Annotated in this window: 16 protein-coding genes; 6 read left to right on the top strand and 10 right to left on the bottom strand. The window is 38.5% G+C overall.

Going from position 1 to position 14,181, the window contains the following annotated elements:
- Positions 1 to 7 precede the first annotated feature (7 nt).
- A complete protein-coding gene (locus AC04Q1_RS20890; RefSeq protein WP_478366501.1) occupies positions 8 to 1,264 on the bottom strand; it encodes an NAD(P)-binding domain-containing protein in 1,257 nt (418 codons plus the stop codon).
- A gap of 172 nt (positions 1,265 to 1,436) precedes the next feature.
- On the opposite strand from AC04Q1_RS20890, the gene AC04Q1_RS20885 reads away from it, so the two are divergent.
- Positions 1,437 to 2,048, top strand: coding sequence for a hypothetical protein (locus AC04Q1_RS20885; RefSeq protein ID WP_478366500.1), 612 nt, complete (start codon positions 1,437 to 1,439; stop codon positions 2,046 to 2,048).
- Positions 2,049 to 2,266: 218 nt separating this feature from the next.
- Here AC04Q1_RS20885 and dgt read toward each other — a convergent pair whose 3' ends face one another.
- A complete protein-coding gene (gene dgt, locus AC04Q1_RS20880) occupies positions 2,267 to 3,610 on the bottom strand; it encodes a dGTP triphosphohydrolase (RefSeq protein ID WP_478366499.1) in 1,344 nt (447 codons plus the stop codon).
- Positions 3,611 to 3,800: 190 nt separating this feature from the next.
- Between dgt and AC04Q1_RS20875 the strand changes: the two genes are divergently transcribed.
- Both AC04Q1_RS20875 and AC04Q1_RS20870 read left to right on the top strand, forming a co-directional pair.
- Positions 3,801 to 4,163, top strand: a complete 363-nt coding sequence (locus AC04Q1_RS20875; protein ID WP_478366498.1) for a hypothetical protein — start codon at positions 3,801 to 3,803, stop codon at positions 4,161 to 4,163.
- Positions 4,164 to 4,370, top strand: coding sequence for a YtxH domain-containing protein (locus AC04Q1_RS20870; RefSeq protein ID WP_478366497.1), 207 nt, complete (start codon positions 4,164 to 4,166; stop codon positions 4,368 to 4,370).
- Positions 4,371 to 4,646: 276 nt separating this feature from the next.
- On the opposite strand, the gene AC04Q1_RS20865 is transcribed toward AC04Q1_RS20870, so the two are convergent.
- Positions 4,647 to 4,919, bottom strand: coding sequence for a hypothetical protein (locus AC04Q1_RS20865; RefSeq protein ID WP_478366496.1), 273 nt, complete (start codon positions 4,917 to 4,919; stop codon positions 4,647 to 4,649).
- A gap of 456 nt (positions 4,920 to 5,375) precedes the next feature.
- Here AC04Q1_RS20865 and AC04Q1_RS20860 point away from each other — a divergent pair, with 456 nt between their 5' ends.
- Positions 5,376 to 6,029, top strand: a complete 654-nt coding sequence (locus AC04Q1_RS20860) for a response regulator (RefSeq protein WP_478366495.1) — start codon at positions 5,376 to 5,378, stop codon at positions 6,027 to 6,029.
- Between the two features lie 4 nt (positions 6,030 to 6,033).
- On the opposite strand, the gene AC04Q1_RS20855 is transcribed toward AC04Q1_RS20860, so the two are convergent.
- The 5 genes from AC04Q1_RS20855 to rpsL form a co-directional block, all read right to left on the bottom strand.
- Complete coding sequence (locus tag AC04Q1_RS20855; protein WP_478366494.1) at positions 6,034 to 6,276, bottom strand: hypothetical protein; 243 nt, start codon at positions 6,274 to 6,276, stop codon at positions 6,034 to 6,036.
- Positions 6,277 to 6,373: 97 nt separating this feature from the next.
- The gene (gene rpsJ, locus AC04Q1_RS20850) at positions 6,374 to 6,679 is read right to left on the bottom strand and encodes a 30S ribosomal protein S10 (RefSeq protein WP_008244591.1); all 306 of its coding nucleotides are present in this window, start codon (positions 6,677 to 6,679) and stop codon (positions 6,374 to 6,376) included.
- Between the two features lie 137 nt (positions 6,680 to 6,816).
- A complete protein-coding gene (gene fusA, locus AC04Q1_RS20845; RefSeq protein WP_478366493.1) occupies positions 6,817 to 8,931 on the bottom strand; it encodes an elongation factor G in 2,115 nt (704 codons plus the stop codon).
- 130 nt (positions 8,932 to 9,061) lie between these two features.
- Complete coding sequence (gene rpsG, locus AC04Q1_RS20840) at positions 9,062 to 9,529, bottom strand: 30S ribosomal protein S7 (RefSeq protein WP_055910127.1); 468 nt, start codon at positions 9,527 to 9,529, stop codon at positions 9,062 to 9,064.
- Positions 9,530 to 9,546: 17 nt separating this feature from the next.
- Positions 9,547 to 9,960: a 30S ribosomal protein S12 gene (rpsL, locus tag AC04Q1_RS20835; RefSeq protein ID WP_029278631.1), complete on the bottom strand. Its 414-nt coding sequence runs from the start codon at positions 9,958 to 9,960 to the stop codon at positions 9,547 to 9,549.
- Between the two features lie 607 nt (positions 9,961 to 10,567).
- Here rpsL and AC04Q1_RS20830 point away from each other — a divergent pair.
- A complete protein-coding gene (locus AC04Q1_RS20830; RefSeq protein WP_478366492.1) occupies positions 10,568 to 11,473 on the top strand; it encodes a prohibitin family protein in 906 nt (301 codons plus the stop codon).
- A 19-nt stretch (positions 11,474 to 11,492) separates the two neighbouring features.
- Complete coding sequence (locus AC04Q1_RS20825) at positions 11,493 to 12,065, top strand: rhodanese-like domain-containing protein (protein WP_478366491.1); 573 nt, start codon at positions 11,493 to 11,495, stop codon at positions 12,063 to 12,065.
- A gap of 230 nt (positions 12,066 to 12,295) precedes the next feature.
- On the opposite strand, the gene AC04Q1_RS20820 is transcribed toward AC04Q1_RS20825, so the two are convergent.
- Together AC04Q1_RS20820 and AC04Q1_RS20815 are read right to left on the bottom strand one after the other, a co-directional pair.
- Positions 12,296 to 12,754: a hypothetical protein gene (locus AC04Q1_RS20820; RefSeq protein ID WP_478366490.1), complete on the bottom strand. Its 459-nt coding sequence runs from the start codon at positions 12,752 to 12,754 to the stop codon at positions 12,296 to 12,298.
- Positions 12,755 to 12,757: 3 nt separating this feature from the next.
- Positions 12,758 to 14,158 carry an aryl-sulfate sulfotransferase gene (locus AC04Q1_RS20815; protein ID WP_478366489.1) on the bottom strand — a complete coding sequence of 467 codons (1,401 nt, stop codon included), beginning with the start codon at positions 14,156 to 14,158 and terminating at the stop codon, positions 12,758 to 12,760.
- Between the last annotated feature and the right edge of the window lie 23 nt (positions 14,159 to 14,181).

Raw genomic sequence — 14,181 nt, 5'->3', positions numbered from 1 at the left:
CTTAATATTACCTGCCTAATCGCTTAATCATTTCTGCACTTAAATCCCTTCCATCGTTTAAACGGTTGGCAAAAAACGATTTTGCAGCTTCAAAATGTGCTTTGTAACCTTTTAAATCGCCATAGCCAATAATCGACGCCCACTCATGAACCGCAGTATGAAACTCTAAATCATCGCCACGAATCGATTTATCATATAAAGCGGTATTAATTGATTCTTCTAACATCGCTTCGTTTTTAAACAGATATTCAGCAATACCCAACCTCAGTTTAAAAGGTGGCGTTTGGCAGATCAGGTTATCGTAAGGGTTCACACCCATTTTGTACCAGGCATATACCATACTCAGCAAACTTAAATGCGAATTGGGTTTCTGTTTATGACTGGCATCCGATAGGCTGAATTCCTTCATGATGTTATCGTCCAACAGTAAAAGAGCACGACTTTCGTGAAAAACAAAGTCGCGGGCTGCATAAATCTTTTCCCTAAACTCCGCTTCATTCTCGCAGATCATCAACTTAAACAATTCGGATTCTGCCTGCGCATAATACTTCACCTGCTTTTGTGCGTAAGGATTTAAAATGGCTAAGCCAGCATAAATGTGTGATTTGTAGCTGAAGATCCTCAGTGTAGTCAAAATCTTTACATTATCAATTCCACCGGCATAAGCAGGATTGTCCCATGGGAAGAAACCTGCATTTTTCCATGCCGAGCCCATGCTTTCGAAACCCATGTGTGTTACGGCCTGGGTGTCGGCTACAATGCGGTCGTGTTCTCTATAATCGTCCATTTCGATAATGTTCGATTTTAGAGACTTATAAATTTCTAACGCCTGTGAATAAACAACGTCAGTAGCGCGGTGGCGTACTATTACAAGGGTTTGCCCTTCCGGACTAAAAGCCGGACCATGTAAAGAATGGCAGGTTACAATCTGGGTATCTGCTGGAAGGTGTTTTTCAAAAGCCGCAATTTCTGGATGTTTAACGGAAGTTTGTCCGGCAACGAGGGCACCATATTTTGTTGAGCGGGCAAAAGTAGCCACTACCTCATCAATTTTTTCGGCTTCCACGCAATAGATAATAAAGTCTGATTTACGGGCAACCTCGTGGCCATCGATCAAAACCTCGATTCCTTTAGGTTCCAGCTCGTTTTTCAAATCAGTAAAACGCAAGGGCATATCTGCCCCACATACCTTATAACCAGCGTTTACGAACGATAGTGCATATAATTTGCCCATATCGCCTAAACCAATAATTCCTATTTGCATGAAACAAATGTAACCTATCGTAAATAAATTTATAATAAAACTGAGATAAAATTGTTATTTAGAGGTTAAACCAAAAGCAATTTTATCTATTTTAACTTAAGCTTAATTAAAATATATTAAGCAGGAAATAGATAAAAATGTAGTTTTACATTCTAACACCTATATTTAAACTATGCAGAAAATTAAACACACCCTATTGTTTTTAGGCGCTATGCTATTCTTAAATGTTGCCTTTGGGCAAGCTTCACCCGACACAACGAAAAATACCGATCCGTCTTTAAATGGCCAGTATAATTTCATGTTAAAGAAATCTAAAAGCTTGTATGGCGCAAGGCTGATCAACCCCTCAAGGTTGTCGTCTTTATGGAAAAGTGTGAATGATACGCTAAGGAAAGAACGCAAACAATTGCAGGAGGCCAGGCAGGAAATTAAATCCCAGGCTGGCAATATTTCGAGCTTAAAGGGCGAAGTAAATGGCAAAGAGAGTTCGCTGGCGAATGCCACTGCTGCTGTTAACGAGATTAAATTTTTAGGGATTTCTTTTGATAAGGGCACTTATAATACCATTGTTTGGTCGATCATTATTGCACTGGGTATAGGCCTGGCTTTTGTAATTTTTCAATCGGGTAAGTTAAGGCATGAAGCCAAATACCGCACTGAGCTCTATCAGGAAGTGGCTGATGAGTTTCAGGCGCATAAGGTAAAAGCTAAAGACAAAGAAATGAAACTTGCACGCGAGCTTCAGGACGAACGGAATAAATGGGATGAAGGCCGGGGCAGATAACTGAATACCTCTATCGGGAGGTTCAGAATGACATTTTTTTATGATAGTAAAGCAGGGCTAGTTGTGCTTCGGTTAGGCTAGCCCCGCCATTTGCTCCTTCCGGTGAAGGATCGGAACCGCTACTGTGGGTATTTCACATACAGCATCCCGATCGGACTACCAAAATTTCTGCCGCAGGTAGGATAGCGAAGCAATACGCCACCCGGTTTTACATCGGATTATGTCTCTGAAGGAAAAGATATTCCTTTAATGTTGCGATATAGATCAACGGCATAAAGATCTGTCATTCCAGAAACGAAATCCAGCACACTCTGTATAATCGAATAAATATCCGTTAAATCGGTATGATATTGTTTAGGGATCAGTTTTACCAGTTTTTTATAATAATGGGTATTGTTGTGGATCAGTGCTGGAACAAATTCTTCCAATAAACCAGCCATAATTTTATATCCAGCCACTTCTTTTTGGATTACTGAAGAGAAATTATAAATGCGTTCTACAGAAATCTGCTCTACGGCTTTCCATGCAGATATATAGGGCTCAGGTAGTAAATCTGTTAAACTGTGGTTGAGTTCTCCTTTTAATAATTCCTCCTGTTCTCTAAAAAATATGGTTGCGCACTGATTGGTTAACGTATTGATGGCTTTTGCCCTTAAAAGACCAATTTTTGCATCATCATCTTCATAATCATTTTTTAAACGATCTTCGATAGTGGTAGAGTTGGCAAAAGGCAACAGGTAATTTTTTACTTCTTCGTAAGAAAGGATCTTTAAGCGATGAGCATCCTCCAAGTCTATTATACTGTAACAGATATCATCTGCAGCTTCTACCAGATAAACCAAAGGATGACGTTTGTAAACCAGATGTTCACCATCCTCTTGCGCTAAATGAAGTTCTGTAGCAATCTTTTTAAAAGTTTCAGATTCTGATTGAAAGAAACCATACTTTTTACGGTGCAACAAACCTTTCTGTTTACCCGCTATTGATGCACAGGGATATTTTGCAATGGAGGCCAGCGTGGAATAAGTTAATGCATAAGCATCGTTACCTTTTCCTTTTAACGGATGCGTAAGAATCCGGATTGCATTTGCATTTCCTTCAAAATTAATCAAATCGTGCCATTGCGATTCGTTCATATCCTTTTGATAAACACGGCCATCACCATCGGTAAAATACCTGGAAATTGCAGCTTCACCCGAATGACCAAAAGCCGGATTACCCAAATCGTGGGCGAGTGCGGCAGCGGCCACAATATTCCCTACCTCATTAATTAGAGGCACTTCTTTTATCAATTCGGGATGGTGCACCTCTACGCTGTTTAAAAAGATATTGGCCATTGAGCGGGCTACGCTGGCTACCTCTAAACTGTGAGTTAAACGGTTGTGGACGAAAACACTGCCCGGCAATGGGAAAACCTGGGTTTTATTTTGCAATCTTCTAAAAGGAGACGAAAAAATCAAGCGGTCATAATCACGTTGAAAATCTGATCTCGCCCGATCTGTGCTTGCACCATATTGTTCCTGTCCGTACCGCTTATTCGAAAGTAAATATTTCCACTCCATTTATCTCTGGCATTTAAAATTTAGCGCAAGTTAAACAAAAGGAGAAAATGCAACCAAAACAATTTAAAATGTAGCTCATTCATCTTGGTTGATAGCGTTTTAAACTTTAAGAACCCCCTGAGGAAGCTTATGTAAATTGAAACCATTTGCGGAATAAACTGTTATTATAATACACCAATGGTATGATAATATGAAAACGAGTATCTATAATAAAGAAGAACATACGGAAGGTTACGTAGGATCTGGCGATGAGCAATCTGAAAAATCGGATGTACAAAAAGCGTACGAAAAAGGTAATGATACTAACGTCGTAACTGCTTACGGCAAAGAACCCGGTGAGCTGATTAAGGGTAATCCATTAGCAAAGGATGGTTTCGACAATTCGGGTACTCAGGGTAAAGATTCTCTTAGTGATGACCCATACAACAGCGCTGATCAACACCCCACTATAAAAAGTGCCGAAAGCCATACCGGAAGTTCATCAGACGACTTTAAGACGGGCAAAGGGATTGATGAAACAGATGAAAATCATGCTTTAAATACAGGAATATAAATGATTAAGTTTATGGGATTATTGAAATATGCCATTTTAGGCGCAGCAGCTGTTTACGGTCTCAAATATGCCAGCAAGAAGAGAGCTACAGATGGAAAATCGTTAATTGATGATTTAAAGGAAAAAGCTCCGGAATATGTTGATAAAGTTAAAAATTATGGGGAACGGATTAAGCAGGACTATTCTCAAACCAGTGATTTATACTGACAGGTCAGCTATGCTATAAAGACATAAAAAATTGACTTATGTCAAGGCATATATACTGGATACCTTGTAATTTGATTTTAAGTTCTTGAAATTTGTAGCACTGTAGGATTCGCGATAAAGATTAAAAAATCAGAGACTAAACGATTTAAGGGCATTTGCTGCTTGATTAACGCATTTCAGTTGTGGAATCCTAATTCTTTTCCATCTACCGGAAAATCCATTGATATTATTAAGGGATTATTCTATATGAATACTCCCTTTTTAATACGCGGTATACTATAAATCCTTTCCACTTATCCCTTTATCACTTTCTTTATTTCTGTTGCCAATATCTTCATTCTGGCTCAGGTTCGCGTTCTTTAACTCTTCGTTGAGGTTGTGATGGGTATCATTTTCTGTTTTTGCCAAATGCGCCTCATTAGGCTGGTCCTTTCGTTTAAAATCGGCACGTTTATGACCATAGGTAGCCTCTCCATTGTCCCATTCGATATCCTCATCACGATTATTGCCCAGTTGAGGATCTACATTCTTATTGTCATTCATTTCCATAATCCTTATTATTTGCAGATGCTTCTAGACTAACAACAATTATCATAGGGAAAAAGTTTAATCCATGCTTATTTATTACCTGCCAAAAAATCATGCACACTAAAAACCTGTTAATAATCAATAAATTATAGTACACATTCACGATAAATGGATGATTCAGAGCCAGATGGTTTAAAATAATAAAAGATTGAGAATGCAGGCTGAACTGCTCCTAACTGTCTTTATCAAGCAATCTATCCTGTTAATTTCCCTTTTAAACAAACCTGCTTTTATTGGGGCATCATATTTGACCTTATAGGGTACTCTTCAAAAAATACCCATTAATTAGCATACAGCTAATCTTTCCAACATACAAATTACGTATTAATACGCTTATTTTAAGTATTAACACACTAATTGCCATATTTTATTATATCGATATTTGAATTTAGCCCTGTAGGTAAATTAACCATTAAATTGAATATTCCAATAAAAGTATTACTCGTTGATGATCACGCAATTGTGCGTAATGGCATCACTGCTATATTGGAAGAGTTCCCGGAAATTGAGATTGTTGGTCAGGTATCGAATGGATCGGAGGCGATTGATTACTTACAAAATCATGAAGCACCTAAGATCATTATCACAGATCTAAAAATGCCAATAATGGGCGGCTTAGACTTAATTAGAAACGTAAAAACATCTTTTCAACACATCAACGTTATTGTTTTGAGCGGGATAGATGAGCTTCAAGAAATCTTAATCTGTTTCGAACTTGGTGCAAGTGCTTACTTACTCAAAAATGTAAGTGCTTACGAAATTGTTTTTGCCATTAATCAGGCAGCTATAGGCTATCAACATTTATCAACAGGCGTAGCATTAAAATTATTGGGCGAAAACGGCTTTAATAAACATTTTAAATCTGATTTATCTAACCTAAATATCACAAAAAGGGAGATTGAAATCCTCTATCTTATTGCCGACGGTTATACAAACAGCGAAATCGCTGAAAAACTATTTACCAGTAAAAGAACCATCGAAGGATACCGTCAGAATTTACTGGATAAAACCGGAAAGAAAAACACTGCCTCCCTGATCAACTACGTAGTACGGAACGGCATCATCGATTAAAGGTCTATTTTACGCCTTTACTTTGATCTATCTTAGTATTGCTATCTAAATCATCTTTGCTCGATCCATTTTCATCTCTGTGTTCAGGCGGATTTTCCATCCTGCTTTCCTCAAGCTCGGAAAAATCACTCCCTTTCTGATTCGCAACTTCACCATGCGAGGAAGGTTTTACTTTTAGTTCTTCCTTTGGATCTGCAAAATCCTGCCCTTCAATAGGTAATTCCTCTTGATTTTCGTGCTTTTTCATAACTGTTAAACCGATCAACGCTCCTTTTGTTTCAAATTTCAGGTGCATAAAAAAAGTCCCGGTTTACACCGGGACTTCTCTGTTCTTTTTAAATCAATTAAACTTTGATTTCAACTTCAACACCGCTAGGCAATTCAAGTTTCATTAAAGCATCAACTGTTTTAGAGTTAGAGCTATAAATATCCAATAAACGTTTGTAAGCGCATAATTGAAATTGCTCTCTCGCTTTTTTGTTTACGTGTGGAGAACGTAAAACAGTAAAGATTTTTTTCTCTGTAGGAAGTGGAATCGGACCACTTACAACTGCACCCGTAGGTTTAACAGTTTTTACGATTTTCTCAGCAGATTTATCTACTAAATTATAATCGTAAGATTTTAATTTAATTCTGATTCTTTGGCTCATTTTTATTTTAATTATGATCCTTGTTAGAGCTATTAATAACAAAGACCGGATTTATCTTTTTTAGTATCGAGTAGTTAATATCAAGTATCGAGACCTGCATTAAGTCTTGATACTCGATACTATTATATTGATACTAATTAATCTTCAGATTTTACTCTTCCTTTAGATTTAGCAATTACTTCATCCTGTACGTTTTTAGGCGCAGCTTCGTAGTGGTCGAATTCCATTGTAGAAGTTGCACGACCTGAAGTGATTGTACGTAACTGAGTTACATAACCAAACATTTCAGAAAGTGGCACAGTTGCTTTAATTACCTGAGATCCGTTACGGGTATCCATACCTAATAACTGACCACGACGACGGTTCATATCACCAATCACATCACCCATGTTTTCTTCAGGGGTTAAGATTTCGATTTTCATGATTGGCTCCATCAAAGTAGGCTTACACTTAGGTAAAGCTTCGCGATATGCCATTTTAGCAGCAAGCTCAAATGATAAAGCATCCGAATCGACTGCGTGGAATGAACCATCAATCAAACGTACTTTCATATCAGGAAGTGGGTAACCAGCTAATACACCATTAGACATCGCAGCAGCGAATCCTTTTTCTACTGAAGGGATAAATTCACGTGGAATTGAACCACCTGTAATTTCGTTTACGAACTGTAAACCACCTTTTTCGAAATCAGCATCGATTGGCGAAATAATCACCTGGATATCAGCAAATTTACCACGACCACCAGATTGTTTCTTGTATGTTTCGCGGTGTTGAGTGGTACCGAAGATAGCTTCTTTGTAAGCTACTTGCGGCGCACCTTGGTTAACCTCTACTTTAAATTCGCGCTTTAAACGGTCAATTAAGATATCCAAGTGTAACTCACCCATACCAGAGATAACAGTTTGACCAGTTTCCTGATCAGTTTGAACTCTGAATGTAGGATCTTCTTCAGCCAATTTAGCTAAGCCCATACCCAATTTATCAACGTCAGCCTGAGTTTTAGGCTCAATAGCTAAACCGATAACCGGCTCAGGGAAGTTCATTGATTCAAGAACGATTGGGTGTTTCTCATCACATAGTGTATCACCAGTTTTGATATCTTTAAATCCAACTACCGCAGCAATATCACCAGCCGCCACATTAGGCACCGGGTTCTGCTTGTTAGCATGCATCTGGAAGATACGTGAAATACGCTCTTTACTTTCTGAACGGGTGTTATATACGTAAGAACCAGCTTCTAAGTTACCTGAATACACACGGATAAAACACAAACGGCCTACGAAAGGATCGGTTGCGATTTTAAACGCTAATGCAGCAAATGGCTCATTGATACTAGGTTTCAACAAAATTTCAGCACCTGTATCCGGGTTAGTACCCGTTACACCTTCGCTATCCATAGGTGAAGGCAATAATTCCATCACATAATCAAGCATAGTTTGTACACCTTTGTTTTTGAAAGATGAACCACAAACCATCGGAACGATTTTGGCATCTAAAACAGCTGCACGTAAAGCATCTAAAATTTCGCGCTCAGTAATTGAATTCGGATCTTCGAAGAATTTCTCCATTAAAGACTCATCATAATCAGCAACTGATTCTAATAATTTCTCTCTCCACTCAGCAACCTCATCAAGCATATCTTCAGGGATTGGCACTTCAGTAAAGGTCATCCCTTTATCATGCTCATTCCAAACGATACCACGGTTGTTGATCAAATCAACCACACCTTTAAATTGATCTTCAGAACCGATAGGTAATTGCAAAGGAACTGCATTACTACCCAACATATCTTTAACCTGTTTAACAACTTTTAAGAAGTCGGCTCCTGAACGGTCCATTTTATTAACGAAACCGATACGGGCAACATTGTAGTTGTTAGCTAAACGCCAGTTGGTTTCTGATTGAGGCTCAACACCATCAACTGCAGAAAACAAGAACACTAAACCATCTAATACACGTAACGAACGGTTTACCTCAACGGTAAAATCCACGTGTCCCGGTGTATCGATAATGTTCATGTGGTAAGCCTGACCTCTGTATTTCCACTCAACAGTAGTTGCAGCAGAAGTGATCGTGATACCACGCTCTTGCTCTTGTGCCATCCAGTCCATTGTTGCAGCACCTTCGTGCACTTCACCAATTTTATGACTTACACCAGCATAATAAAGAATACGCTCTGTTGTTGTAGTTTTACCTGCATCAATGTGAGCGGCGATTCCAATATTTCTTGTAAATTTTAAATCTCTTGCCATGTTATATTTTTGATTTATCTGATTTTAAATGATTACACCGATTATGTTAAAACAAATCGGTGTAATTTATCTAATCAGTATAATCTTCTAATTAAATCTGTGTAATCTTACTAATCTGTTAATCCTAATACTAGAATCTGAAGTGAGAGAACGCTTTGTTGGCTTCAGCCATTTTATGCGTGTCCTCTTTTTTCTTAACAGCGGCACCTTCACCTTTAGCAGCAGCTACGATTTCACCAGCTAATTTCTCTTTCATGGTTTTTTCGCCACGTTTACGAGCGTATAAAATTAACCATTTCATACCTAAAGCTGTTTTACGCTCTGGTCTAACCTCAGTTGGAACCTGGAAGTTAGCACCACCAACACGACGGGATTTAACCTCTACAGCTGGCATAATGTTAGTTAAAGCACGTTTAAAGATCTCTAAACCGTTTTCACCTGCTTTTTTCTCAGCAATTTCAACAGCATCGTAAAAAATAGCATATGCGATAGATTTTTTTCCATCGTACATCATATTGTTTACAAAACGAGTTACCTGAACATCATTAAATTTTGGATCAGGAAGAATAATTCTCTTTTTTGGTTTTGACTTTCTCATTTCTTATTTCCTCCCGATTATTTCTTTTTACCTTTTGTTGGTGCCGCAACTACCTGTCCTGGTTTAGGACGTTTAGTACCATATTTAGAACGACGTTGGTTACGACCAGCTACACCTGATGTATCTAATGCACCACGGATGATGTGGTAACGTACACCTGGTAAATCTTTAACACGACCACCACGGATCAATACGATTGAGTGTTCCTGTAAGTTGTGACCTTCTCCAGGAATGTATGCATTAACCTCTTTACCGTTCGTTAAACGAACACGGGCTACTTTACGCATTGCTGAGTTTGGTTTTTTAGGGGTAGTGGTGTACACACGTGTACATACACCTCTTCGCTGTGGACAGCTGTCCAACGCTGGAGACTTACTCTTGAACTCCAGTGCTACTCTACCTTTTCTAACTAATTGTTGAATGGTTGGCATTGTGCTTTTTTATGTTTTTTTATTAAAAAATTTACCGCTCCCCCGGCATCCTTGCGGATAGCCCATAAAACGGACTGCAAAAGTAGAACAATTCTTTTTAAAAATCAAGGGCTTAGCGTAAAAAGTTTTCAGTTGGCGATTATTCCCAAAGGGATGCCTTAGGCACAGTTTTCGGTTGAAGGTTAAGGAGTTGCGGTTCTTACTCCCGCTTGCCGTCATTGAGGACTGAATCAGGGGAAATGGTAATGGCCTGAAGCAATCTTTCTCCCCATAAACATTAAATCCATTACAGCATCTTTTAGGATTATAAGCCGTGCTTTGGAAAGCAATTTCAGCCATCCTTAGGCCGGGTTCGGCCCCGTTCCAAAGGAACTCCTTCGGAGCTAATGTTACCAGCCCGTGAAGAACCCGCTTTCCACATATCGGGTTTAGTTAACAAAGCAGGTAGAACGATTAGCGTCTGGTTGACAAGTTTTATAAAAATATTATTTCCCCAATCCTTTTCCTATACCCATTAAAATACATTTAAAAGTATAAAAAAACACCTGCTTTAAATCCGTAAAAGATTGTGCGAAATACTTTATCTTTAATCAAAAATCTAAATTATATGTTCTTAAGTATCATCGGGATTATAGTCATTTTTATTGGTTTTGCCTTTGCTAACCAAAACAATCTTATTGGCCGCTACAGCAGCATCACCAAAATTATCGGTGTGGTGCTGGTCATTATAGGCCTCTCCTTCTCTATGTTTAAGGTAATTGATGCCGGCCAGGTTGGTGTTAAAACTGTTTTCGGAAAAGTAGACAACGATGTTTTATACAGCGGTTTAAATGTGATCAACCCGATTGCCGTAATTACACCGTTTGATGTTAAAACCCAGAATTACACCATGTCTGGCGTTCATGATGAAGGCAATAAACAAACTGACGATGCCTTACGCGTGTTATCTGCCGATGGATTGGAGGTTATTATCGACCTTTCGGTATTATTCAGGGTAAAAGGAAGTGCAGCACCTAACATTTTAAGGGAGATAGGAACCGATTACCTGGAAAAGATTGTCCGCCCGGTTTCGCGCACAGCCATAAGAGATAATGCAGTAGCTTATGATGCGGTTGCATTATACTCCAGTAAAAGGGATGAATTTCAGGCGAAAATATTTAATACCATAGAAAAAAGTTTTGCCAAAAGAGGCCTAGAGCTGGAGCAGCTTTTAGTACGGAACATCACGCTACCAGCATCGGTAAAAGCCAGTATCGAATCTAAAATAAATGCAGAGCAGGATGCACAAAAAATGACTTTTGTACTCCAAAAGGAACGTCAGGAAGCCGAACGTAAAAGAGTGGAAGCACAAGGTATTGCCGATTACCAGCGCATTCTTTCTACAGGCTTGAGCGATCGCCAGCTCCAATACGAATCGATATTGGCACAAAAGGAAATTGCTAAATCAGCAAATACGAAAGTTATTATCATGGGCAATGGTAAAAGTGCCCCGATTATTTTAGGTGGAAATTAATGATTCAGATACCCGAAGTATGATAACTAAAATCTTAACCATCATATTACTGGGCATGGCCTGCTTATGTAATGCACAAAACACAACGCCAGTTAAAAGAAAGGCGAATGTAGACTTTGATGCTTATGAGAAATTACTTCCAAAGGTAAAAGCCCATCGAAAAAACAGGTTGGCAGACCTGCCCACTTTTTTAAAAATGGCAAAAGAAAAAGGCACTATCATCTTAGACACACGCTCGGATAGCTTATATAAACGGAAACATGTTAAAGGTGCCATACATTTAAATTTCTCTGATTTTACACAACAAAACCTCTTAAAGATTATCCCAAATGCCGATACCAGAATATTAATCTATTGCAATAATAATTTTATAAACGATCAGGCAAATTTTGCAAGCAAAACGGTTATCCCTGGCCTGATCAACAAAAAGATAGCCCCTATTTCATTGGCTTTAAATATCCCTACCTACATTAACCTTTACGGGTATGGGTATAGAAATGTTTACGAACTTTCTGAACTGGTAAGCACATTGGATAAAAGAATAATCTTTGAAGGAACCGATATCGGAGATAATAAGATTAAAGCCCGATAATAATCGGTAAAACAATTAATTCAATGTGGTCTAATCATTAGAAACATGACAATGAAACGTTATAAATAATTAACCGTTAGGATGTAATACCTACAGATTTGCTTCGGACTTTATTCTGATACAATTGTCACAGCTCCGCCCAGGATCCGTCTCAACGCTTATGTTTAAGGGTCCTATACAAACAGTTTGTCTTCGGTTTTTAGCTAAAAAAATTTAAGAACCAGTAATGCTTAATTACAGTCCTTAAAACTATCCTTCAGTACTCTCAACCGTGCAGCTGCAGCTTCCAGTTCTTTTGGGGCCTTACCGTATTCGTAGGTAATTTTATATTGTTTACCATCCGCATTGATCGCGATCCACTCTGCACCGCCATCCGCACAATCAGGGCAGCCGATTACTTCGGGCATGGCCGAAATTTTGTCGATATTCAATTCTTTTTTAATGGCATCGATATCAGCTTCAGAAATTGTTTTGCTACAGGTTTTGGTATCGGTACTTTGCCCGTTTTTAGATTTTGAAAAAGTGAGCTTTAAATCGCTGATGAGGAGGTTACTGGAACAATAACCAACGCACATCCCAAAGGATGAACCATAACCAATACTGTTCAGGTTTTTAATATCACCTTTTTTACATCCCCAAAAGGATAGGCTGATTACAATTGTAAAAATGAGGGGTAAAGTTTTTTTCATAGATTAAGGCTTTAAAAAAGGACTTAGCTGATCCGAAGTTACGAATATCCCCCTATATGCAGGCACGGAAGCTTCCAGCGTCCACAACAATACACCTTTTCTATCGGTAAGTACCACAATATGCCTTTTGGAACTGCAACACAATACATGATCTTTATTGATCATGTAGGCACTCCCCATACGGTCGTTATAGATCTGTGGAGGCAATTGGATATGCAGATCTAAACTTGCACTTTGTGTTTGCTCATTTAGTTTAAATGCATAAGCACCAGACTGATGTTTTTCTATTCCATTATCAAAAAACATTAGATTTCCTTCAGCATTGATGTGTACAGCGTGTGCCTGCGAAAAACCGGTATTGGCTGGCATTTTAATGGTCCCGCCTTTACCAAATTTCCAGATTACTTTACCGGTTTTGGCATCTATTTTCCAAATCTGCCCGTTGTTATAAAAGGAAATGATGTAGTTTCCATCTCTATCGTAGTTTAAACTATTGGCATGCATCCAATCTTTTTTTGTTTTAAGTAAAGCTTTGTCACTGAAAGGATCTAGGCTATCAAACACACTCCATTTCCAGATCTGTTTACCTTTTTTATCCATCACCAGGATACCGTCTCCATTGATCGTATCTTGTTTGCTTCCGCCAATATGGCTCAAATCGGTTATCTTCCGATCAACAAAAAGGGTAACCAGTTCTCCTTTTTGATTTTTTAAAATTTCGTGATGAATGGTCTGTTTAAAATCGCCCTGCCCTTTTTTCAACAGTAAAACAGTATCGCCTTCCAAGTTAAGCTCCAATATCTGGCTACCATAACTTGTTGGCTCATCATTACCGCCCAAAATAGAAAGCAGGGTTTTATCTTTTGTAAAATTGATCACTTTAAAACCCACATTATCTACCATGTGGTACCACCTCAACCTGCCTTTATAATCAACCAGATAGGCCATTCCTGGTGCGTACCTTTTGTTAACCAATATTAATCCGTTTTTTAATTCTTTAGGTATTAGTTTTTCATCGGCACTTTTCGCTTTAAACTGGTCCTTAAGCCATTCCGGCAGCTCATTAGAAACAAAGGTGTAAATTTTGCTTACCTTTTTTGCTCCGTTTTTTATGGTAATAACCTGATACGCATAGCTGGTTTTAGGAATGATATTGCAGAGCACAAATTTATGGATGCTTTTATCTTTCGATAGTGCTGTACTTTCCTTATGTGCATTTGCAATTTTGTTTGGCCAGTATTCTACGTAGGCATCAACAGCGGCATTTGCAGTGACATCAATCTGTATCTTTAGCACATTGTTATTGTGTAAGCCTAGCTTGATCTCTTTGATGCCTTCGCCCCGGTAACAACCGTAAAAAGTAAACACTGCCAGTAAAACAATAAGTTTGAAAAAGTACTTCATAGCATTGAAAATGGTTAACACGT

The organism is Pedobacter humicola (genome assembly GCF_056490705.1).
This window is presented reverse-complemented; position numbering and strand designations above follow the sequence as displayed.

Excerpts from the sequence above, each read along its gene's own strand:
- AC04Q1_RS20890 (WP_478366501.1), bottom strand. The coding sequence starts at position 1,264 with ATGCAAATAGGAATTATTGGTTTAGGCGATATGGGCAAATTATATGCA.
- AC04Q1_RS20885 (WP_478366500.1), top strand. The coding sequence starts at position 1,437 with ATGCAGAAAATTAAACACACCCTATTGTTTTTAGGCGCTATGCTATTC.
- dgt (WP_478366499.1), bottom strand. The coding sequence starts at position 3,610 with ATGGAGTGGAAATATTTACTTTCGAATAAGCGGTACGGACAGGAACAA.
- AC04Q1_RS20875 (WP_478366498.1), top strand. The coding sequence starts at position 3,801 with ATGAAAACGAGTATCTATAATAAAGAAGAACATACGGAAGGTTACGTA.
- AC04Q1_RS20870 (WP_478366497.1), top strand. The coding sequence starts at position 4,164 with ATGATTAAGTTTATGGGATTATTGAAATATGCCATTTTAGGCGCAGCA.
- AC04Q1_RS20865 (WP_478366496.1), bottom strand. The coding sequence starts at position 4,919 with ATGGAAATGAATGACAATAAGAATGTAGATCCTCAACTGGGCAATAAT.
- AC04Q1_RS20855 (WP_478366494.1), bottom strand. The coding sequence starts at position 6,276 with ATGAAAAAGCACGAAAATCAAGAGGAATTACCTATTGAAGGGCAGGAT.
- rpsJ (WP_008244591.1), bottom strand. The coding sequence starts at position 6,679 with ATGAGCCAAAGAATCAGAATTAAATTAAAATCTTACGATTATAATTTA.
- fusA (WP_478366493.1), bottom strand. The coding sequence starts at position 8,931 with ATGGCAAGAGATTTAAAATTTACAAGAAATATTGGAATCGCCGCTCAC.
- rpsG (WP_055910127.1), bottom strand. The coding sequence starts at position 9,529 with ATGAGAAAGTCAAAACCAAAAAAGAGAATTATTCTTCCTGATCCAAAA.
- rpsL (WP_029278631.1), bottom strand. The coding sequence starts at position 9,960 with ATGCCAACCATTCAACAATTAGTTAGAAAAGGTAGAGTAGCACTGGAG.
- AC04Q1_RS20830 (WP_478366492.1), top strand. The coding sequence starts at position 10,568 with ATGTTCTTAAGTATCATCGGGATTATAGTCATTTTTATTGGTTTTGCC.
- AC04Q1_RS20825 (WP_478366491.1), top strand. The coding sequence starts at position 11,493 with ATGATAACTAAAATCTTAACCATCATATTACTGGGCATGGCCTGCTTA.
- AC04Q1_RS20820 (WP_478366490.1), bottom strand. The coding sequence starts at position 12,754 with ATGAAAAAAACTTTACCCCTCATTTTTACAATTGTAATCAGCCTATCC.
- AC04Q1_RS20815 (WP_478366489.1), bottom strand. The coding sequence starts at position 14,158 with ATGAAGTACTTTTTCAAACTTATTGTTTTACTGGCAGTGTTTACTTTT.